This window comes from Alteribacter keqinensis, from assembly GCF_003710255.1.
Lineage (GTDB): Bacteria > Bacillota > Bacilli > Bacillales > Salisediminibacteriaceae > Alteribacter > Alteribacter keqinensis.
The window spans coordinates 115,540-138,543 of sequence record NZ_RHIB01000001.1; the positions used below are offsets into that span (position 1 = coordinate 115,540).

Sequence of the window (23,004 nt, forward strand, 5' to 3'; positions counted from 1 at the left end):
TTGAAGGAGGTTACGAAAACCATGGCTAAACGGAAATACACAAAAAGCCAGCTTAGAGAGGCCGGTCAAGGTTACGTATTTTTATCTCCGACCATTCTCACGCTTCTTGTGTTTCTGATCGGACCGATTATCTTTGCATTATTTCTGGCTTTTACGAGAGTGCAGCTCCTTGGGGATACAAGTTTTACTTTCGTAGGATTTGATAACTTTACGAGAATGGTCGATGACACAAGAGCGCTGATCGCCCTTCGAAATACAGCCTTTTACGTAGTCGTCGTTGTACCTGTCCAAACGATCCTGGCTCTCGTTTTGGCAGCAACTCTTAATGCAGGACTAAAAGGGGAAAAGTTCTTTAGAATTATCTATTTCCTTCCAACACTTACATCTTCCGCGGTACTCGTAATGATTTTCATGTGGATGTATCGTCCGGACGGGTTTATTAACTCCATTCTTGGAGGCGTCGGGCTCCCGACATACAACTGGATCAATGATCCCAACATTGCCCTTATTTCGATTATGATTATGAACATTTGGGCCACAGCCCCGTTCTTTATGGTTATCTACTTAGCTGCACTGCAGGACATTCCTGATTCCCTTTACGAAGCGGCTGATCTTGATGGTGCCAATGCCGTTCAGAAGTTCTGGCATGTCACGGTTCCCCTGCTCCGTCCGGTTACAGGCTTTGCGGTCATTATGGGGATTATTGGAACGTTCCAGCTCTTTGACCAGTCGTACATGTTCTCAGGGGGATCCGGCGGACCGGATAACTCCACATTAACGGTCGTTCTGTTGATTTATCAGTATGCCTTCGCCGCCTACGATCAGATGGGCTATGCCGCTTCCCTTGCTGTCGCCCTTGCGATTGTCATTTTAGCAGCGACGCTCATTCAGCGTAAGCTTCAAAAAGACGAAGAAGTCTACTAGATAAAGGAAGGCACTGAAAAAGTCGGGCTTTAACTTTTTCTATGCCTTGCTAAGCAATGAGCGGAACGGTTGCATGTTTTAAGAGCCAGTTACGTGTGGGTTTCTCGTAACAGGCGCGCAACCGAGTGGAGCCATTGCCATTCTAATAAAGACACTGAAAAAGTTGAGCTTTTACTTTTTCAGTGGTTTCAAAAGGAGAGGAGGATACGACCATGAAAAGTCAAATGAACATTGCAAAACTGCTGCTTTATGCGATCCTCACAAGCTATGCCATCGTAACGCTGATTCCGTTCATCTGGGCATTGAGTGCATCGTTTAAACCCTTAAATGAAATTCTCGCCGGGGGACTGAACTTCATCCCCCAGGAATTTACGTTCAATAACTATATTACGATTTTTACAGAACAGGCTCTTTTTCCCCGCTGGTTGTTTAACAGTGTGTTTGTTGCCGTAATCGGAACGGCTTTGAATCTCGTATTCAACTCCATGGCAGGGTACGCTCTTGCCAGGCTTACCTTTCCGGGTAAAAAGACGCTCTTTATTACGATCCTGGCTGTACTGATGATTCCGGCACAGGTAACGATGATTCCAAACTTCCTGATTTTAAAAGAGCTTGGCTGGCTGAACAGCTACCAGGGCTTGATTATCCCCGGTATGGTCAATGCGACGTTTATCTTCATGATGAGACAGTTCTTCGTGAACTTCCCCCGGGAAGTAGAAGAGGCAGCAGCGATTGACGGCCTGGGACGTTTCGGAACGTTTTTCAGAATCGTCATGCCAATGGCTAAACCGGCTCTTGCAGCCCAGGCGATCTTCGTCTTTATGTCGTTCTGGAACAACTTCATGGCGCCGCTCATCATCATGACTGACGCGTCCATGTACACACTTCCGGTCGGTCTGAACGCATTCCAGTCCGACTACGCCACCTACTGGAACTACATCATGGCCGCATCCATGGTATTCACATTACCTGTACTTGTAATTTACATTTTCTTTAACCGTTTCTTCCTGAGAGGATTGTCTTTCAGAGGGGACAAATAGAAAGATGGAAAAGAGAGGGGCGGTCCTCTCTTTTTTTCGTTTTTGTTAGGAGGGGGAGGGGGCTAAGTGTAAAAAAGTCTGCCCTAAGTGTAGAAAGAAGAGGAGTAAGTGTAGAAAAAGCTCTTCTAACTGTAAAAAAGGAAGAGCTAACCGTTAAATAACCTCTAAGCGTAAAATGAGAAGATTTAACTGTAAAATAAACCAATCTAACCGTAAAAACCCCACCCAAAACCCAACCTGTCAGCAGAAAAGTATTACCGCATTGAAGAAATCTTTCTCCTTTCCGGCAAAACCGCCTGCAGATCCAGCTGAAAAACCGCCACACGGATGCGATCCGGATGGCGGTTTTTCTTACACTTTATTTTGTACACCTTTCAATTCGTATACAGCACGCTCTACGAGGTCGCGAATGACAAAATCGCTGATTGGTTTTTGGATGGTGGCGAATGCACCGAGCATAATGGTCTTTTTTAAGTGGCTGTTTGTTCCGGCGGAGGAGGCCATTATGATTTTAACATTTGAATCAACACGTACAATTTCCTTCAGGGCCTGAACACCATCTTTTACCGGCATGATAATATCCATAATGATTAAGTCAGGACGGTGACTGCGGTGCTTTTCCAAGGCTTCTGCACCATTGGTCGCTTCGTAAATATCTGAAGCGCCAAGGAGTTCAACGGTTTCCCTCAAATGGTTTCTAACCATTTGTGAATCGTCACAGATGAGGATTGAAAACTGTTCTTCTGCCATTCTTGTACCTCCTGTTAAATCAGCTGACGGGAAGGATGAAAAATAAAACTGATTCTGTCATTCTGGTTAAAAACAGTTTAACACATATGTCAGAAAATATAGACATTTCGGTGAAATTTATTGAAAATAAGACGTTTTTATGGCAGATTACGGATAAAGCCTTCCTTTGCTTTACTATTAAATGGGAAGATAAAAAAATGTAAAAAAATATGTCCTTTTTGTAATAAAACTATTTATTACATTGAATAAAGATGATATATTAAATTCGATTCATGTAACTTATTACGGTTTAATGTAGTATCACATCTAGTTGTCAGACATCGAACGTTTTTTTATCAGTCAATGAAACCGCTTTACAAGAAGGTGAGACTCGGACTGTGTCATACTATTGAAGCCGGTTTCACGGTGGATGATGATTGGACATGCTGCATAAGTTGCATTTTCACAATTTTTTCAACATTAATCGAGGGGGATTAACAAATGAAAAAGAAGTTTTCATTTCTTTTAACAACTGTTCTCGCAGCGGGGACATTGCTTGCAGCCTGCGGAGGCGGGGGTAACGGAGACGAAGAACAAGGTGCCGATGGTGCTGAAGGGGATGTATTTTCAGCGAAGATGGTAACAGATACAGGCGGGGTTGACGACCGTTCATTTAACGAATCAGCATGGGCCGGTCTTCAGGCATTTGAAGATGATTTTGATGTAGAAGTTGACTATCTTCAATCAGGAGATGCGAGTGACTACGCGCCAAACTTAAACCGTCTGGCTCGTGAAGGCACTGACCTTACTTTCGCAATCGGGTTCCTTATGGAAGATGATATCCGGTCAGTAGCAGAGCAAAATGCAGATCAGCAGTTTGCGATTGTTGATACAGTTGTAGCTAACGATGACGGCGATACTTACGAGAACATTGCCAACATCACATTTGCCGAGCATCAGGGATCTTTCCTTGTAGGTGTTGTGGCCGGTCTTCAAACAGAGACTGACCAGGTTGGCTTTATCGGCGGGGTAGAAAGCCCGCTTATTTCAAAGTTTGAAAATGGATTTAAAGCAGGCGTCCTTGCAGTAAATCCGGATGCTGAGATTACTGTTCAGTATGCACAGGACTTTAATGATGCTTCAAGAGGACAAGGAATTGCCGACACCATGTACGGTGGTGGAGTTGACATCATTTACCACGCTGCCGGCGGTACAGGTAACGGGGTATTTACTGAAGCAATTGACCGTGCCCGTAACGGAGAAAACGTATGGGTAATCGGGGTTGACCAGGATCAGCACGCGCAGGGTGACTATGACGGCGGAAACGTAACGCTTACTTCTATGATTAAGCGCGTAGACGAAGCGGTTTACCAGGTTTCTGAACAGACAATGAACGGTGAATACCCAGGTGGGGAAATCATTGAATTCGGTCTTGAAGACAACGGGGTAGGAATTGCTGAAACACAGGATAACGTATCTGAAGAAGCTCTTCAGGCAGTTGAAGAGTATAAGCAGATGATTCTTGACGGTGAAATCGACGTTCCTCATAATGACGATGAATTCGAAGAGTACGAAAGCAGCCTTTAATAAGTAAAACAGAAGGTGTCCCATAGACAAGATACCCGGATCCTCCGATTTTTTGTGAAGCGGAGGTGTCCAGCTTGCCGATATGGGACACCTTTTTCTAACAATACGCCGGTTTTCACGGTGGGGAGAGGGTTAGCGGATGGAACATGTAATTGAAATGAACAACATTCGTAAAGAGTTTCCCGGTATCGTTGCGAATGACAACATCACATTGCAGGTCAAACAAGGCGAAATTCATGCGCTTCTGGGTGAAAACGGAGCAGGTAAATCTACGTTGATGAACGTCTTGTTCGGCTTGTACCAGCCTGAAAAAGGTGAAATTAAAGTACGGGGCGAAAAAGTAGCCATTACAAACCCGAATGTAGCAAATGATTTGGGAATCGGAATGGTTCACCAGCACTTTATGCTCGTCCAGAAGTTTACAGTAACAGAAAACATTATCCTTGGCAGTGAACCTACAAAAGGAATGAATATCAATATCCGCAAAGCGGAAAAAGACGTAGCAGCTATTTCCGAGCAGTACGGGCTTAGAGTAGACCCGAGGGCTAAAATTGAAGACATTTCAGTAGGAATGCAGCAACGTGTGGAGATCTTGAAAACACTCTACCGCGGAGCTGACATTCTGATCTTTGACGAGCCTACGGCTGCCCTTACGCCTCAGGAAATCAAAGAGCTGATTCAGATCATGAAAAACCTGATCAAAGAAGGAAAGTCCATCATCCTAATTACTCATAAACTGAAAGAAATTATGAGTGTCTGTGACCGCTGTACGGTTATCCGCCGGGGAAAAGGCATTGGTACAGTAAATGTTTCCGACACGGATGAAAACAAGCTTGCGGCGATGATGGTCGGCCGGGAAGTAAGCTTCTCTGTTGAAAAGGAGCCAGCACAGCCTAAAGAGCCGGTTCTTTCCATTAAAGGTCTGGCAGTAGAAGATTCGAGAGGGGTTAAGGCAGTAAACAACCTTAATCTTGAAGTACGCTCCGGGGAAATCCTCGGTGTTGCCGGGGTTGATGGAAACGGTCAGACAGAACTGATTGAAGCCATTGCCGGGCTCCGTAAAGTATCTGCAGGAACGATTTCATTAAGCGGTAAGGACATTACCGGGTTAAAACCGAGAAAAGTAACGGAATCCGGTGTGGGACATATCCCACAGGACCGTCATAAGCATGGGCTTGTTCTGGACTTTACAATCGGAGAAAACATTCTTCTTCAGACGTATTACCAGAAACCCTATTCGTCCAACACCGTTCTCAATTATACAAAAATGTATGAAAAAGCGCGGAGCCTGATTGAAGAGTATGATGTGCGCACGCCGAATGAGCGGACCCCTGCAAGAGCCTTGTCAGGCGGTAATCAGCAAAAAGCGATTATCGCAAGAGAAGTGGATCGTTCACCGGACCTTCTGATTGCCGCACAGCCGACACGTGGTCTGGATGTTGGTGCGATTGAGTTTATTCATAAAAAGCTCATTGAAGAACGGGATATGGGTAAAGCAGTCCTTCTCGTGTCACTCGAGCTTGATGAAGTACTGAATGTAAGTGACCGTATTGCGGTTATTTACGAAGGGCAGATCGTTGACATCGTGGATGCTGACAAAACGAATGAACGTGAACTCGGTCTTCTTATGGCCGGAGGAAAGCGAAAGGAAGGTGAGTCCTGATGATGAAACGAATCTTAGTTGGAGCAAGAGGGAAGTCATTCGGGCTCATCGTTCCTCTTATCGCCATCGCATTTGGTTTTCTTGCAGGCGGACTGATTATGCTTGTGAGTGGTAATAATCCGATTCTCGGATACGCGGCTCTCTTTCAGGGCGTGTTCGGGGATATGTATTACTTCGGTGAAACACTCCGGATGATGACGCCGCTCATATTGTCCGGACTCGCCGTGGCTTTTGCCTTCCGTACCGGTTTGTTGAACATCGGTGTTGAAGGACAGCTCATCGTCGGGTGGCTGGCGGCGGTTGTAGTAGGGATTTACGTTGACGGACCGATGGCTTTTGTACTTGCTATTGCAGCTGGTGCTGTAGCCGGGGGGCTTTGGGGATTTGTCCCGGGTTTTTTGAAAGCCAGATATGAGGTTCACGAAGTTATCGTCACGATTATGATGAACTACATTGCCCTTCATGTGAGCAATCATTTTATCCGTAATTATTTACTTGCAAGCGGGCAACGTACGGAGTTTGTAAACCAGTCAGCGTCCATATCCTCCCCGTTTCTTGAGAGTCTGACGGACTTCTCGAGACTTCACTGGGGATTTGCCATAGCAATTGGAGCCTGTGTTGTCATGTGGTTTATCCTTTGGAAAACAAACAAAGGATATGAGCTTCGTGCGGTAGGTTACAACAAAAATGCCTCTTCATACGCAGGTATGAATGTTAAAACAAACATTGTTCTTTCCATGGTCATCTCAGGCGGGTTTGCCGGTGTCGGTGGAGCGATGGAAGGGCTTGGAACGTATGGTTACGCTCAGATTCTCTCAGGATTTACGAATCTCGGATTTGACGGAATCGCTGTTGCACTTCTTGGTGCAAGCACATCTGTCGGGATCTTCCTTGCTGCATTTTTGTTCGGGGGACTGAAAATTGGTGCCTCAAACATGCAGTCAGCTGCAGGAGTTGCTCCCGAGCTTGTTGAGATTGTTATCGCCCTGATTATTTTCTTTGTAGCCTCCAGCTACTTAATTCGCTGGATTCTTGGCCGTCTTCAGCAAAATAAGGAGGAGAAATAAATGGATATCCTTCAGATTTTATATACGATAATTCCAGCGGCTTTAATTGCGGCCACTCCTCTGATTTTTACTGCTCTCGGCGGCTTGTTCAGTGAACGGTCCGGTGTTGTAAACATCGGTCTTGAAGGTCTGATGGTCATTGGAGCTTTCAGTGGTATTCTTGCAACACTCTGGTTTGAGTCTATGGGGCTTGGTTATGCATCACCGTGGATTGCTCTCCTCGTTGCTATGCTGTGCGGCGCCCTGTTTTCTCTTTTCCATGCCGTTGCATCCATCACCCTCCGTGCGGACCAGATTGTAAGTGGTGTTGCCCTTAACTTTCTGGCTGTAGGTCTTGCTGTTTTCACCGTCCGTGAAATCTTTGACCGTGGTCAGACAGATTACATCAGTGCCCGTATCTTCCGGACGAATGTACCGTTTTTAAGCGACATTCCGATTATCGGACCTATGTTTTTCAGCCGTGTTTATGCAACAACGTATATTGCCATTATCCTGGCTGTTGTTGTATGGTATGTGGTGTTCAAAACACCGTTTGGTCTTCGTCTTCGCTCGGTCGGGGAACACCCGATGGCAGCCGACACAATGGGGATTAAGGTAAACCGCATGCGTTACATCGCCGTGATGCTCAGTGGAGCCTTTGCAGGTGTCGGAGGAGCTGTATTTGCCATTACGACATCGGCTAACTTCGCCGGGAATACGATCGTAGGTCAGGGTTTCATGGCACTGGCAGCGTTGATCTTCGGTAAGTGGCATCCTTTTGGTGCTCTTGGAGCTGCTATTTTCTTCGGGCTTGCCCAGGCGTTAAGCCTGACCGGCCAGCAGATTCCTGCACTTTCACAGGTGCCTCAGGTGTATCTGCTGATTGCACCGTACGTGTTAACCATTCTGGCGCTGGCAGGCTTTGTTGGAAAAGCTCATCCGCCAAATGCGATTGGTAAACCTTATGAAAAGGGAAGCCGCTAACCGTATAGATAGGGACTATCACCCGCTGGGTCTTTTGATCCTGCGGGTGTTTTTGTATTCCAAAATCCGACAAGGTCTTTTATACTGAATATATAGTACCAGCAGGGGGTATTATGTCCTGAGATCACCAACTACAGAGAGTGGACATTTACACAGTGGTCATAAATGCAAGGGGAAACATGAAAGGAAGAAAACTCATGAAAGTTAATCATGTGAATGCCGTATGCAGGGCAGCAAAAGGAATTTTATCAAGCCATTTTGGACTGGACGTTGAATATAAAACCCCCGTGGCGGGGGCAAATGCGATTCCGTCTAATGACGTATCCGTTGTCCTTGGTGTGAATGGTGAAGTGAACGGCCAGATTGTCTGTGCAATAAATGAACAAACAGCTAAAAATATCGTCGGTATGATGATGGGCGGCATGACAATCGAAAAACTGGATGATATGTACTGGAGTGCAATCCAGGAGTTTGGAAACTGGGTGGCAGGATCGACAGCTACAGAGTTATCAAAGGAAAACTGTCTTATTGATGTAACACCGCCAATGGTAAACGACGGACAGTCGAATTACCGATCCTCGGAACAGTTTATTACTGTTCCTCTTGCAAGCTCACTAGGACTGATCGACATCCATATTTCCCTGTACCAAAAAGCCAGCTGATAACAAAGAAAGACGTCCGCCCCATTAGGCAGACGTCTTTCTTTTAGAGTCTGGTTTTGTGAACCTCTTAACTCAGGGTCTGACCCTCTGTTAATGGGTTCACATACTTGGGGGGCATTATTACCCAGGAAATGACACAGACTGACGTTATCCATTGCTTTTCGTCTGCATTCGTAATAAATTTAAGAAGACAGGCATGAGACTTGGTTTAGAGAAAGGAAGATTTGGATGTCAACTTTGGATATGTCGAAGTTTGAGAAGAAAATCATTATCAGAAACATTAAAGCGAAAGACATAGATAAAATCATTCAGCTGTCGAAAACGTGTTTCCCAAATATGGAAGCGTGGAAGCGTGAGCAGCTGAGAAGCCACATTGAACTTTTCCCGGAGGGGCAGTTTTGTGTGGAGTACGACGGTCAGATTATCGGCTCCTGCTCGAGCCTCATCATTAACTTTGATGAGTACGACGATCAGCACACGTGGGATGAGATCACAGACGAAGGATACATCACAAACCACGACCCGGAAGGCTACAACCTTTACGGAATCGAAATTATGGTTGACCCGAACTTCCGCCGCATGAAAATCGGACGCAGACTTTACGAGGCTCGTAAGGATCTGGCCCGAAAACTGAACCTGAAAAGTATCATCATCGGAGGGAGGATTCCAAACTACAACAAACACTCAGACGATATGTCTCCTAGAGAATACGTAGAAGAAGTGATTCACCACAACGTATACGATCCGGTACTTACTTTTCAGGTAATGAACGGTTTCAGCCTGAAGCGGGTAAACCGCAATTACCTGAAAGACGACAAGGCTTCCATGAAGTACGCCACTTTGATGGAGTGGAACAACGTCGACTACCAGCCGACGACGAAACGCCACTTTAAAACGGCGTTCCCGGTCAGGATCTGTGTCATACAGTACATGATGAAAAAGATCAATTCGTTCGAGGAGTTCGCCCAGCAGTGTGAGTATTACGCTGATGTAGGGGCGAGCTACAGTTCCGACTTTGTTGTATTTCCGGAGATTTTCACCACCCAGCTTCTTTCATTCATCGATGAGAAGAGCCCGAGCCGCGCAATCAGACGCCTGACAGAGTTTACAGAAGACTACATCCAGGTGTTCACTGATCTTGCTGTAAAATACAACGTAAACATCATCGGAGGCTCCCACTTTGTTGAAGAAGACGGGGACATCTACAACATTGCCTATCTGTTCAGACGTGACGGAACGATTGAAAAGCAGTACAAAATCCACATCACACCAAACGAACGTAAATTCTGGGGAATCCGCGGTGGTGACAAAATTGAAGTGTTTGACACAGACTGCGGGAAGATCGCCATTCAAATCTGTTATGACATCGAGTTCCCGGAGCTTGGCCGTATCGCAACAGAAAAAGGAGCAAACATCATCTTTACCCCGTTCTGTACAGACGAGCGTCAGGGGTATCTACGAGTAAGGTACTGTGCCCAGGCCCGTGCGGTTGAAAACCAGGTATATACGGTTATCAGTGGTACTGTCGGTAACCTGACTCACGTAGAGAACATGGACATTCAGTATGCTCAGTCCGGCATCTTCACACCGTCTGATTTCGGCTTCGCCCGGGACGGTATCGTCGGGGAGTGTCACCCGAATATTGAGACCGTCGTTGTAGGAGACGTGGACACAGAGCTGATCCGGCGGTCCCGTAAATCAGGAAACGTGACTCAGTGGAAAGACCGCAGAAAAGATTTATACGAAATCAAATCAGACTGCTGATGTGAAAAAATCCCTTCCCGAAATTATCGGGGAGGGATTTTTGTATGGTTATTTTCCCTGGACAAGTTTCATAAAAATAAGAGTAAACCGTCCATTGCTGTTTATTTATCCGAAAGTTGGACCATGATGAAAAAAGAAAGGGGAGACAATCATGAACGAGCAAACCACACCAAAACGCGATAAGCTGCCTTCATGGAAAACGCCCGCTGCCATTGCGATGATCTTTCTGTGGGTCACGACGGCTTTTTTTCTCTGGCTTCCGAGTCAACTGGATAAAGAAGAGCAGATTGCTGAGCCGGACTGGTCGGTTCAGGTTTATACAAGGGAAAACCCTCTTAGGGAAGGCGGAGATGTTACTCTGCAGGTTTTTGTGTTTGATAAAGAAACGAAAGACCCTGTAAGAGGTGCAGACATCGACGCCAGCTTTGATTTCAGGGACGATCCGATCATTCTTCACTACGTTGAAAACGGTCTTTATGAAAATGTAAGCCGGATCTCTGAAAATGAAGTATTAAGCGGTACTGTCACAATAAGAATGCAGGGGGCGGAACAAACCCGTACCTTTGAATTCCCCGTGGAGCCTTTTGCCGATGAGTGGGAGAATATATCTGCTTTTTATATGGAAAAAACAGAGGCGGTTTCTCAGTGAGGTTGATTGAGGAAGCGCTTTTTTACTTTCTCTGGGAGCGTATCTGAAATTCTTAACATTCACCCGTGAATTCCCAACAATCATCCCCTGATCCTTAACACAAATCCGAAATAACCCCACGCCTCCACTCCGACTGTGAGCCCCTAACCCCTACCGCTTTAAAACACTTCTCTCATACTCTTTCAGCAGTTCGTCAAACTGATAGGAGTCCATGCGCTTTCGAAACTCTCTAGGCGAGATTCCTGTGAGCTTCTTAAATACTTTGTTCATATAATTCGCGTTGGCGTAACCGGTTTTCCGGGCAATCTCCTCAAACGTATAGTTCGTATGCAAAACCAGATCCGCAGCTTTGTACATTCTCACAAATGTCACGTACTGAAGAGGGGTATACCCGGTAGTCTGTTTAAAAAGACGGCTGAAATGATAAGGTGACAGTCCGGCTTCCCAGGCCAGCGTATCAATCGTCAGCTCCTTGGCAAAGTGAGACTTTACATGATTAATGGCTTTCGCAACGCCCGGATGCCAGCGGGCAGACGGCTGGTCCATGGCACTTGTAAATTCCAGAAGGCTCATGGTCATTTGATAGGCTAAAGAACTGCCGATGTAAGGCGTGTCGATCCGTTTTTCATTTGCCTGTGCGTATATAGAGAGAAGGGTTTGGATCGGTCGTGATTCAGGATGGAAGCGCAGAATCGATCCGTTCGTATCCGTCAGCTTCCCCCAGCAATATTTTGCTGCATCTCCATATAGAGTGATGTAAATAAACTCCCATTCACTGCTTTCTTCGGGCAGGTAGTATTCATAGTCTCCAGGTGTGGTAACCATAAAGGCCGTGCCGGAATCGAGGGTGTAAATCTCATCCTCAATTTTAATTTTTCCGTATCCCCGCACTGTATATTGAAAGATATATTTGTCCGTATCTTTACGTTTTAATCCGTTCCATTTGTACAACTGGGAAGAATGGGTGTCCCAGCCGATTGACCAGAGCTGTATATTTTTGCTTACCTCGGACTCCTGAAACCGGTAGGCATAGGAGCCTTCATTCCGAAATTCGAAATCTTCCAAATGTCCCATAAGCCTGTCACTCCTTTATCGTCAATGAATATGAAATATTTTACTAATAGCAGGATTTCACAGGTTGATTTATTCCTGCAGTCTGCTACAACAGCCTACTAATACGAATAAAATAAGGATATACATAACTTTCCTGTAATTTAATAAAGCAATATATTACCTCTATTATTTCACAAAAACTATTGAAACCGCTACCAGAAATCGTTTACAATATGGAGAACCAAGACGATTAAAATGTAAATGAAAAAAACGGCAGTGCTCTTAAATAAACCACGATCAGCACACAAAGGAGAGTCTGCCATGAATTGGATTATTATATTATCATTCTTGTTTTTCACAGGAATGGTCGCAGTTATTTCATATCAAAAAACAAAAAAGGAGAAACTGGATACATCTGACGGATACTTTCTCGGAGGCCGTAGCTTAACTGCCTGGGTTATTGCCGGATCGTTAATGCTTACAAACCTGTCCACCGAGCAGCTCATCGGCCTGAACGCAGAAGGTTACGAGTTTAATATGAGCTCTATGGGGTGGGAAGTAGGCTCCGCGATTGCTCTTGTCATCGTAGCGTTCTTTTTCCTGCCGCGTTACTTAAAGGGCGGAATTACAACGATTCCCGACTTTCTTGAAAAACGGTATGACGCCGGGGTTAAACAGTTCGTTACAATCCTTTTCTTATTCGGGTATATTTTTAACCTGCTTCCGCCGATTCTTTACTCAGGGGCAGTGGCCCTCAGCGGAATGTTTAACGTACCCGAGATGCTCGGAGTAAGTCCGACCGTTGCTCTTTGGATTACGGTTTGGGTTATTGGCTGTATCGGCTCTCTCTACGCGATTTTCGGTGGATTGAAAGCGGTTGCCGTATCTGACACGATCAACGGGATCGGTCTTTTAATCGGGGGACTGATGGTTCCGATTCTCGGTCTCATGGTTCTTGGAGGAGGCAATCCTTTTTCAGGATTCAACGTTATCGTTGAGAACACCCCTGAAAAACTGAACGCAGTCGGAAGCAACACCGACCCTGTACCGTTTGGAACGATGTTTACAGGGATGCTCCTTGTTAACCTGTTCTACTGGGGTACAGCCCAGCACATTATGCAGCGTGCCATTGCGGCGAAAAACCTGAAAGAAGGTCAGAAGGGTCTGATTATTGCAGCATTCCTGAAATTACTCGGACCGGTATTCCTTATCCTGCCCGGTATTATCGCATTCAACCTGCTGGGTGATAACCTGAATGCCATGGATGCCTATCCGGCACTTGTAAATCACATTCTGCCGACACCATTGGTCGGGTTGTTTGCTGCTATTCTGTTTGGTGCGGTACTGTCTTCATTCAACTCAGTACTTAACTCGTCCGTTACGCTGTTTGTCTTAAACATCTACAAGCCTTACTTCAAGCCAAAAGCGCCGGATCATGTCCTTATTAAGCACGGTAAAGTCTTCGGTCTTTTCCTTGCACTGTTTGCCATGATGGTTGCACCACTCATTGCCATGGTGCCACAAGGATTCTTCCAGTACTTGCAAATGGTTAACGGGTTCTATAACGTGCCGATTCTCACGATCATTATCGTCGGTTATTTAACAAAGAAAGTACCGGCGTTTGCTGCAAAAGTATCACTGGTTGTGTTTATCTCCACGTACGGTTTCACTCAGCTTGTGTGGGACGGAGGGCTTCACTTCCTTCACATCCTTGCGATTCTGTTTGTTGTCTGTGTGACACTGATGCTGGTGATCGGCCGTATTTACCCTCGTGAGAAGGAGTTTGTACTTCAAGAGGAAAGTGCAGTAGACATGACGCCTTGGCGCATTGTGTACCCTATGGGTGCGGTAGCAACAGCTGCTATGATTCTTGTGTATCTCTTATTCTCCGTTGCGGGTATTGCCTCTTAGATGAAAGAAGAGCCGGGAAAACTTATGAACAGCGTTTTAATAACGCTCAGATGAGTCTGACCGGCTCTTTTTATGCAGATTTGCTTTTAAAAGGATAATATTGAAACTGTAGGAATACCAGAGGGGTCGGCTGTAAAAGAGCCTATTTTGTAAAGGTTTTTTCCTTTACGGAAAAAGGTAATGAAGCCGGAGTACCTGAGACTCCACTCCTGTGGCAGTGGGGGGCCAGGCAAGACCCCGCAGGGCAATAGCCGGAGGAGGCTTGCCGGCACCGCCACGGAAAGCGAAAGGCATGCAGGCTTCATATTCAGGATCCGTACTCTAAAGGAAGTGAAATAAACCTCCATTCCACTTGTAAGTAAAACTATCAAAAAGGAGCAACACTATGCCAATTCTAGTAAACACTCAACCTCTTGAATTTCATCTGCAGACTGAAAATGTGAGTTATATCTTGACCGTAATGGAAAATAACCAGCTCGGGCATTTGTATTATGGGAAAAAAGTGACGCACCGATCCAGCTTTCAGCACCTTCTCCGTACAGGGGAAAGAGGAGCTACAGCTTACGTAAATGAAGGGGATCTCAGCTTCTCTCTTGAACTTGCACAGCAGGAATTTCCGTCGTACGGGACGACGGATTTCCGGGAGCCGGCAGTTCAAACGATGCAGGAAAACGGAAGCCGTATCTCAAACTTCACGTTTGATTCCTATGAAATCAGCAAAGGAAAGCCTGCTCTTGAAGGGCTTCCGGCCACATATACCGAAGCTGAGGAAGAAGCGTTCACTTTAACGGTTATCCTCACTGACAAGGTAACCGGTGCAGAACTTACGCTTCTGTATACTATTTTTGAAAAAACGGGAGCAATTGCCCGAAGTGCACGCATTGGAAACAAAGGGGCGGAGACTCTTCGCCTTAAACGGCTGATGAGTGCCTCTGTTGATTTACCCGATGCTGAATATGAGATGGTCCAGCTTTCGGGAGCGTGGAGCCGTGAACGTCATATGGAAAACCGCAAGCTTGTACCGGGAATTCAAAGTGTATCGAGCACGAGAGGCACGAGCAGCAGTCAGCAAAATCCGTTCCTTGCCTTAAAGCGCCCTGATGCTACAGAACACGACGGAGACGTATACGGTTTTTCTTTTGTCTACAGCGGGAACTTCCTTGCCCAAGTAGAAGTGGACCACTACGATGTGGCCCGCACGATGATCGGTATTCATCCGTTTGATTTTGAATGGAAACTGGAATCCGGAGAAGCCTTCCAGACCCCGGAAGCTGTTCTCGTTTACTCCGACCAGGGATTAAACGGCATGAGTGCGATTTATCATGAACTTTACCGCAGCCGCCTTGCCCGCGGAGAGTGGCGTGACAAGGAGCGCCCGGTGTTAATCAACAACTGGGAAGCAACATACTTCAATTTTGACGAGGAAAAGATCGTTGAAATTGCAAGCTCCGCACATAATTTAGGCGTAGAGCTCTTCGTTCTTGATGACGGATGGTTTGGGAAAAGAGACGATGACACCACCTCCCTCGGTGACTGGATTGTGGACAAGCGTAAACTGCCGAATGGAATGAAGACGCTCGGCGAAAGAATCACAGACCTTGGCATGCAGTTTGGTCTCTGGTTCGAGCCTGAGATGATTTCAAAGGAAAGTGACCTTTATAAAGCCCGTCCGGACTGGCTTGTTCAAGTCCCCGGCCGGAAACTTTCTCACGGACGCCATCAGTTCGTCCTTGATTTTTCAAATGAGGAAGTAGTCGATCATATTTTCAATCAGATGGCAGCGGTTCTTGAAGACGCACCGATTTCATATGTGAAATGGGACATGAACCGAAACATTACGGAGGCCGGTTCAACAAGTCTTCCCGGCGACCGCCAGCAGGAAGTGTACCACCGCTACATTCTTGGGGTTTATGACCTTTACAACAAACTGACTACTCGTTTTCCCCACATCCTGTTTGAATCGTGTGCATCAGGCGGGGCGCGCTTCGATCCAGGCATGCTTTACTATGCCCCGCAGGCGTGGACTAGTGATGACACAGATGCTGTAGAGCGGCTGAAGATTCAGTACGGCAGTTCCCTTGTCTATCCCCTCAGTTCCATTGGAGCACACGTATCCGCTGTTCCAAACCATCAGGTAAAACGCATTACTTCTCTTAAAATGCGTGGGGATGTGGCGTTCTTCGGCATGTTCGGCTATGAGCTGGACGTGACAAAGATGAGTGAGGCGGAGCGCGAGGAGGTAAAAAAACAGATCCGTTTTTACAAAGAAAATCGTGCTCTTATTCAGAACGGACTGTTTTACCGCCTGATCAGCCCGTTTGGCTCAAACGAAACAGCCTGGAGCGTGGTGGATAAAGATCAGACAAAAGCGATCGCCGGGTTTTATCAGGTTCTCGCAGAGCCAAACCCGGGATTCAAAAAGCTCAAGCTGACGGGTCTCAATCCTGAAAAGGAATACCGGGTGAGCGGCAAAGCACGGACTTATTTCGGAGACGAGTTAATGAACTCCGGCCTTCTCTTACAGGAGCCGTACATCGGTACCGATGCAGGAGGCCTTGAAGAGAGCGGCGATTTTACATCCCAGGTTTATGTAATCGAAAAAATATAGAGTGGAGGCCGAGTAGATGACGAAATTTCCGCCGATCAGCGAAAGAGTGCCATACATGCTCCATGGTGCAGACTATAACCCGGAGCAGTGGCTGGCTTATCCGGACATCCTTGAAAAAGACATTCAGTTAATGAAAGAAGCGAAATGCAACGTCATGAGTGTGGGCATCTTTTCGTGGGTCTCCCTTGAACCGGAGGAGGGTCATTTTACCTTTGAATGGATGGATCAGGTACTCGACAGGCTTCACGAAAACGGCATCAGCGTGTTTCTTGCCACACCATCAGGAGCAAGACCTGCCTGGATGTCAAAAAAATATCCGGAAGTTCTTCGTGTAGAAGCGAACCGTGTCCGAAATCTCCACGGATTTCGCCATAACCATTGTTACACGTCTCCTGTTTACCGGGAAAAAGTACAAATGATGAACGAAAAACTTGCCGAGCGTTACGCCGATCACCCGGCAGTGATCGGCTGGCATATTTCAAATGAGTACGGCGGCGAGTGTCACTGCGACCTTTGTCAGGACAATTTCCGTGACTGGCTGAAAGAGAAATACGAAACCCTCGATAAGCTCAATCACGCCTGGTGGACCACGTTTTGGAGCCACACGTATACGGACTGGGATCAGATCGAATCACCGGCTCCCCACGGTGAACTGATGGTCCACGGCCAAAACCTGGACTGGAAACGGTTTGTGACCGACCGGACAATAGACTTTTGCCGTCACGAAATCAGCCCTTTGAAGGAAAAAGATCCGAGTATTCCTGTCACAACGAACTTTATGGGAATCTACGAAGGCCTTGATTACTGGAAGTTTGCCGGACATCTGGACGTGATTTCCTGGGACGCCTATCCGACGTGGCATGATACGCAGGATGAAAGCATGAACGCGGCGAGTGTCGGTTTTACACATGATTTGAATCGGTCTTTGAAGCAAGGACAGCCTTTTATGCTTATGGAAAGCACCCCGAGCATGACCAACTGGCAGGACGTAAGCAAGCTCAAAAAGCCTGGGATGCATCACCTTTCCTCCTTGCAGGCAGTCGCTCACGGTTCAGATACGGTACAGTACTTTCAGTGGCGGAAAAGCAGAGGATCGAGTGAGAAACTGCACGGCGCTGTACTTGATCATTACGGCAGAAGCGATAACCGCGTGTTTCAGGACGTCAAAGGCGTCGGGGAAACACTGGAAAAACTAAGCCAGGTAACCGGTACAAGTGTCCAGCCGGAAGTAGCCATCATTTTTGACTGGGAAAACCGCTGGGCCATTAACGATTCCCAAGGCCCCCGCAACATCGGTATCCACTACGAGCGCACCGTCCAGGAGCACTATCTCCCGTTCTGGGAGCGGGGCATTCCGGTGGATGTCGTGAGTATGGATGCGGACTTTAGCAAATACAAAGTCGTTGTGGCACCGATGCTTTACATGGTACGGGCCGGCGTCGGGGAAAAAATCGACCGGTTTGTGGGTGATGGCGGCACCTTTGTAACCACGTATTTGTCGGGCATTGCCGATGAAACAGACCTTGCTTTTCTAGGCGGTTTTCCCGGTCCGTTAAGAGAGACCCTCGGTATTCGCTCGGAAGAAATTGATGGTCTTCATGACGGTCAGACGAACGGAGTCGCGATTACGGAAAACAGTCTCGGCTTGCAAGGGGAGTTTGAATCCCGGGAGCTGTGTGACCTGATCCACTTGGAAGGTGCCCGTTCTCTTGCTGAGTATACCGGCGATTTTTATGAAGGAAGACCTGCGCTCACTGTTAACCACCACGGCAAAGGGAAGGCTTATTATATCGCGTCGCGAAACGACAACCAATTTCACGATCAATTCACAGAGTGCCTTGTGCGGGACGCAGGGATTGAAAGAGTGGTAGATGTTGAATTGCCAGCAGGGGTTACCGCTCAGGTAAGAACCGACGGGCAGACCGATTACGTGTTTTTGATGAACTTTACCGGCGGTGAAAAAGAGATCGACCTGAACGGCAGAGGACTGACGAGTCTCGTCGGCGATGAGTCGGGAAATTTTGCACCTTTCGAAGGTAAAGTGTATACAAGAGAAGCGAAACACGAGCATTTTTCGACGTTTCGTTAAACAGCAGATGTCCCCGGGATCACCGCAGTCGTTCCGGGGTGTTTTTTGTGGAGGGGGGGGGTGGTCATTGGAGGATATGATGAATCTTCGTGGAGATATGATGAATCCCGGTGGAGATATCATGAATTGCAGCCCACAGCAGCCATTTTCATCACCAGGATGACTTCGGGGAGCGAAAAATAGAGGTACGATTTCTGACTTTGGCTTCTCATTCCTGAAAATAAAACTTACTTCCTTAATCCACAAGGGAATTTCTTAATTTACCTCTAAGATTCCTGGAAACAACCCGCAACTCCTCAATCCCTGCAGCATCAAAACCCCGTTATCACCCCTATTCCAACATCACCTGAAAACTTTTTTAATTAAATTTATTAATTAATGTTTTCAACCGCCACCTTCTTCAGTATAATAGAGGACGAGGAAAACAGTACAATTGCCGTTTTAATTGAAATCGTTTACAAATCGTCTTGGTCGTTGTATTTGTAAACAGCATGATTAAAAGCTACAGGAAGGTGACGGCGCAAATGGAACAAAAACTTTATAACGCAATGAAAAACGCATATGGTCACAGTGAAAGTGACATACGGCTATTCTTCGCCCCAGGGCGGGTAAACTTAATTGGAGAACATATCGACTATAATGGCGGATATGTGTTTCCTTGCTCCCTGAGCATCGGCACATACATGGCCGTTACAAAAAGATCCGACAATAACATCCGCATGACCTCTCTTAATTTTCCGGAGCAGGGGACGATTGAGTTCAGCCTTGACGAACTCGTCTATAAAAAAGAAGACGATTGGGCCAACTATCCTAAAGGCGTTCTTCATGAATTTGCCAAACTCGGCAAAACGTCTGCACATGGATTCGACGCTGTCTTTTTCGGTAACATTCCGAATGGAGCGGGGCTTTCATCATCCGCATCCGTTGAGCTCGTTACGGCAGTCATGTGGGATGCCATAAACGGATTTGGTCTTCCAATGGTCGAGATGGTGAAAATCGGCCAGCGGGCGGAAAATGATTTTATCGGTGTGAGCTGCGGAATTATGGATCAGTTTGCCATTGGAATGGGTAAAGAAAAGCAGGCGATTCTTCTCGACTGCAACACGCTGGACTATTCATACAGTCCAATCGATCTCGGTGAATACACTCTCGTAATTGCAAACACCAATAAACGCCGCGGACTTGCGGATTCAAAATATAACGAGCGTCGCAGAGAATGTGACGAAGCACTGGAAGCGATTCAAACCAAAAAGCGAATCGACTTTCTGTGTGATCTCACTTCACAGGAGTTTGAGGAAGTAAAAGACGCGATTAAAAACCCGGTTGCACAAAAGCGTGCCCGTCACGCAGTCTCTGAAAACGAGCGTACGAAAACAGCAGCCGAACTTCTTAAGCAGAGAGATCTTAAAGGCTTTGGCGAACTTATGAATGCTTCTCACATTTCTCTTCGGAATGACTATGAAGTTTCAGGGAAGGAACTGGATGCTCTTGTGAAAGCGGCATGGACTGAACAGTCGGTGATCGGTGCGAGAATGACAGGAGCCGGCTTTGGCGGATGTACCGTAAACATCATCAAAAAAGAGCAGCTTGATGAAACACTGGACCGCATGAAACAGGCGTACAGTGAAGCGACCGGCCTGCAAGCTGAATTTTACATTGCAGAAGTGGGGCCGGGAGCAAAAGAAATCACAAAGGTAAAGGAAGGTGAGCGCTGATGGCAGTTCTCGTATGTGGAGGAGCGGGCTATATCGGCAGTCACGCAGTAGAAGATCTTATCCGTCAGGGTGAAAAAGTTGTTGTTGCAGACAATCTTCAAACCGGCCATATTGATGCAGTAAGCAAAGAATCAGCCCTTTATGTTGGGGATTTAAGAGATGAGCGGTTCCTGAGCCGTGTGTTTGAGGAAAACGACATAGAGTCGGTCATTCATTTTGCAGCCGATTCGCTCGTAGGGGTAAGCATGGATGAGCCTCTTCAGTACTATGATAACAACGTAAACGGAGCTATGAGCCTGTTAAAAGCGATGAGAAAATACGGTACGAAACGCATTGTTTTTTCATCCACGGCAGCAACATACGGGGAGCCGGAACGGATGCCGATCGAAGAAAGCGATCCGACAGAACCGACAAATCCATATGGTGAAACAAAGCTTGCCATCGAAAAGATGCTCAAGTGGAGCGAAAAAGCTTACGGCATTGAGCACGTTGTTCTCCGTTATTTTAACGTTGCAGGGGCTCATATGGAGCAGGATATCGGGGAAGATCACGAGCCCGAGACTCACCTCATTCCGATCGTACTTCAGGTCGCCCTCGGCCATCGTGAAAAGATTATGATGTTTGGTGATGATTACGCGACACCCGACGGCACATGCGTCCGTGACTACATTCACGTAAATGACTTAATATCTGCTCACCTTCTTGCGTTAAAACGTCTTCGCGAAAACAAAGGAAGCGGAACATATAACCTTGGAAACGGCAGCGGCTTCAGCGTAAAAGAAGTGATTGAAACCGCACGGGAAGTAACAGGAAAAGAAATTCCCGCAGAAGTTGCCCCAAGACGGGCGGGAGATCCGGCAAAGCTGGTAGCATCTTCCCAAAAAGCGATGAACGAGCTTGGATGGAAACCACGTTATGCAGATATGAAAACGATCATCGAAAGTGCATGGAAATGGCACCAGGCCCACCCCGGCGGCTATAACGATGAATAGATTAAATAGAACCTTTGCAAAGGAGAGTTCAACATGAGCAATCAACCCATTGAGCGTTCCATCGAGCGGCTTATCCAGTATGGTTTGCAAAAAGAGTTAATCACCACCTTTGATGTTGCCTACACCAGAAATCAACTCCTGAGTGTGCTAAATATAGATGATATCGATGAAACACAGCTGAAAGCCCCAGCCGAAAATCTTGATCATCCCCAGCCTGTACTCGACGAGCTATGCGACTGGGCTTTGGAAAAAGGGCTTATTGAAAACGATACGGTCACAGAGCGGGACCTGTTCGATACAAAACTGATGGGATGCTTAACGGCCCGTCCTTCCGAAGTGATCCGCTGGTTCTCTAACATTGCTGAGAGTAAGAGCATCGAAGCAGCGACTCGGTCGTTTTACGACTACAGCCAGGACGTTCACTATATCCGCAAGGACCGGATCGCAAAGAATCAGAGCTGGCTTACGGAAACCGAGTACGGCAATATGGAAATTACCATTAATTTATCCAAGCCTGAAAAAGATCCGAAAGAGATTGCAAAAGCCAAGCAGATAAAAGGGGCTGATTACCCTAAATGCCTGCTATGTAAGGAAAACGTCGGATATGCCGGACGTTTGAACCACCCTGCCCGGCAAAACCTCCGTACCATTCCGGTAAAATTGAACGATGAAGGATGGCAGATTCAATTTTCGCCGTACGTGTACTATAATGAACATGCGATTGTCTTGAACGACAATCATACACCGATGAAAATATCGAAGGATACGTTCAAACGCCTGCTTTCCTTCGTGGATCAGTACCCTCACTATTTTATCGGATCGAACGCCGATCTCCCTATTGTTGGAGGGTCAATTTTGAGTCACGATCACTTCCAGGGCGGCCATCACGAATTTCCAATGGCTGTTGCGGAAACGGAAGACGTTTATCCGTTAAAGGACTTTAACGATGTTACAGCCGGAATCGTAAAGTGGCCAATGAGCGTTGCCCGTCTGCAGGGCTCAAGAGCATCGGATGTTGTGGAAGCAGCAGACTATATTCTTGCAAAGTGGAAAGAGTACAGTGATGAAAGTGTCGGAGTTTTGGCTTACAGTGGAGAGACACCGCACCATACCATCACACCGATCGCCAGAATGAGAGACGGAAAATACGAACTTGACCTTGTTCTACGTAATAACAGAACGAGTGAGGAACACCCGATGGGGATTTTCCATCCCCACGCTGAAGTCCATCATATTAAAAAAGAAAATATCGGCTTAATTGAAGTGATGGGACTTGCCGTCCTTCCGGGAAGACTTCAGCAGGAGCTTGAAGAGCTGAAAGAAGCCATGCTTTCATCGAAGCCGGATGATGCGATTGAGAAGAACGAAAACATTGTAAAACATAAAGACTGGGCATTGACGATTCTTGACCAAAAGTCAGAGTTTAATGAGGAAAATGCCATGGATGTCCTGAGAGAAGAAGTTGGCGTTATTTTCAGCCGCATTCTTGAACATTCCGGTGTGTTTAAGCGAGATGACGAAGGAAAGGAAGCGTTCCGCCGTTTTATAAACGATATTCAATCATAAAAAATGTGAGGTTACCTGAAAG

The 23,004-nt window shown here is 46.6% G+C and carries 17 protein-coding genes; 15 read left to right on the forward strand and 2 right to left on the reverse strand.

Features of this window, described 5'->3' with window-relative positions; translation table 11 throughout:
• The first annotated feature begins 21 nt into the window (after window positions 1-21).
• Window positions 22-924, forward strand: a complete 903-nt coding sequence (locus EBO34_RS00530) for a carbohydrate ABC transporter permease (RefSeq protein WP_122896020.1) — start codon at window positions 22-24, stop codon at window positions 922-924.
• 212 nt (window positions 925-1,136) lie between these two features.
• Entirely contained in the window at window positions 1,137-1,964 is an 828-nt protein-coding gene (locus tag EBO34_RS00535; protein ID WP_122896021.1) for a carbohydrate ABC transporter permease, read from the forward strand.
• 351 nt (window positions 1,965-2,315) lie between these two features.
• Here EBO34_RS00535 and EBO34_RS00540 read toward each other — a convergent pair whose 3' ends face one another.
• Complete coding sequence (locus EBO34_RS00540) at window positions 2,316-2,714, reverse strand: response regulator transcription factor (RefSeq protein WP_122896022.1); 399 nt, start codon at window positions 2,712-2,714, stop codon at window positions 2,316-2,318.
• 480 nt (window positions 2,715-3,194) lie between these two features.
• Between EBO34_RS00540 and EBO34_RS00550 the strand changes: the two genes are divergently transcribed.
• The 7 genes from EBO34_RS00550 to EBO34_RS00580 all read left to right on the forward strand — a co-directional run bounded on the left by EBO34_RS00550 (window position 3,195) and on the right by EBO34_RS00580 (window position 11,048).
• Window positions 3,195-4,280, forward strand: a complete 1,086-nt coding sequence (locus EBO34_RS00550; RefSeq protein WP_122896024.1) for a BMP family lipoprotein — start codon at window positions 3,195-3,197, stop codon at window positions 4,278-4,280.
• 139 nt (window positions 4,281-4,419) lie between these two features.
• Window positions 4,420-5,943, forward strand: a complete 1,524-nt coding sequence (locus tag EBO34_RS00555) for an ABC transporter ATP-binding protein (protein WP_122896025.1) — start codon at window positions 4,420-4,422, stop codon at window positions 5,941-5,943.
• Entirely contained in the window at window positions 5,943-7,010 is a 1,068-nt protein-coding gene (locus EBO34_RS00560; protein WP_419466050.1) for an ABC transporter permease, read from the forward strand. Before EBO34_RS00555 ends, EBO34_RS00560 begins: the two co-directional genes overlap by 1 nt.
• Window positions 7,011-7,973, forward strand: a complete 963-nt coding sequence (locus EBO34_RS00565) for an ABC transporter permease (protein ID WP_122896026.1) — start codon at window positions 7,011-7,013, stop codon at window positions 7,971-7,973.
• A gap of 197 nt (window positions 7,974-8,170) precedes the next feature.
• Window positions 8,171-8,635 (forward strand): chemotaxis protein CheX, encoded by a 465-nt coding sequence (locus EBO34_RS00570; RefSeq protein WP_122898412.1) that lies wholly within the window; start codon window positions 8,171-8,173, stop codon window positions 8,633-8,635.
• Window positions 8,636-8,863: 228 nt separating this feature from the next.
• The gene (locus EBO34_RS00575; protein ID WP_122896027.1) at window positions 8,864-10,399 is read left to right on the forward strand and encodes a bifunctional GNAT family N-acetyltransferase/carbon-nitrogen hydrolase family protein; all 1,536 of its coding nucleotides are present in this window, start codon (window positions 8,864-8,866) and stop codon (window positions 10,397-10,399) included.
• Between the two features lie 151 nt (window positions 10,400-10,550).
• Window positions 10,551-11,048, forward strand: coding sequence for a hypothetical protein (locus tag EBO34_RS00580; RefSeq protein WP_122896028.1), 498 nt, complete (start codon window positions 10,551-10,553; stop codon window positions 11,046-11,048).
• A 150-nt stretch (window positions 11,049-11,198) separates the two neighbouring features.
• Here EBO34_RS00580 and EBO34_RS00585 read toward each other — a convergent pair whose 3' ends face one another.
• Complete coding sequence (locus EBO34_RS00585; RefSeq protein WP_122896029.1) at window positions 11,199-12,122, reverse strand: AraC family transcriptional regulator; 924 nt, start codon at window positions 12,120-12,122, stop codon at window positions 11,199-11,201.
• A gap of 300 nt (window positions 12,123-12,422) precedes the next feature.
• Here EBO34_RS00585 and EBO34_RS00590 point away from each other — a divergent pair, with 300 nt between their 5' ends.
• The 6 genes from EBO34_RS00590 (at window position 12,423) to galT (ending at window position 22,982) form a co-directional block, all read left to right on the forward strand.
• On the forward strand, window positions 12,423-14,012 hold the full coding sequence (locus EBO34_RS00590) for a solute:sodium symporter family transporter (protein ID WP_122896030.1): 1,590 nt from the start codon (window positions 12,423-12,425) through the stop codon (window positions 14,010-14,012).
• Between the two features lie 385 nt (window positions 14,013-14,397).
• Window positions 14,398-16,620 (forward strand): alpha-galactosidase, encoded by a 2,223-nt coding sequence (locus tag EBO34_RS00595; RefSeq protein WP_122896031.1) that lies wholly within the window; start codon window positions 14,398-14,400, stop codon window positions 16,618-16,620.
• Window positions 16,621-16,636: 16 nt separating this feature from the next.
• Window positions 16,637-18,709 (forward strand): beta-galactosidase, encoded by a 2,073-nt coding sequence (locus tag EBO34_RS00600; protein WP_122896032.1) that lies wholly within the window; start codon window positions 16,637-16,639, stop codon window positions 18,707-18,709.
• A gap of 524 nt (window positions 18,710-19,233) precedes the next feature.
• Window positions 19,234-20,424 carry a galactokinase gene (locus EBO34_RS00605; RefSeq protein ID WP_122896033.1) on the forward strand — a complete coding sequence of 397 codons (1,191 nt, stop codon included), beginning with the start codon at window positions 19,234-19,236 and terminating at the stop codon, window positions 20,422-20,424.
• Entirely contained in the window at window positions 20,424-21,416 is a 993-nt protein-coding gene (galE, locus tag EBO34_RS00610; protein WP_122896034.1) for a UDP-glucose 4-epimerase GalE, read from the forward strand. The genes EBO34_RS00605 and galE overlap by 1 nt, the downstream gene beginning before the upstream one ends.
• Before the next feature lie 33 nt (window positions 21,417-21,449).
• A complete protein-coding gene (galT, locus tag EBO34_RS00615) occupies window positions 21,450-22,982 on the forward strand; it encodes a UDP-glucose--hexose-1-phosphate uridylyltransferase (protein WP_122896035.1) in 1,533 nt (510 codons plus the stop codon).
• The last annotated feature ends 22 nt before the right edge of the window (window positions 22,983-23,004 follow it).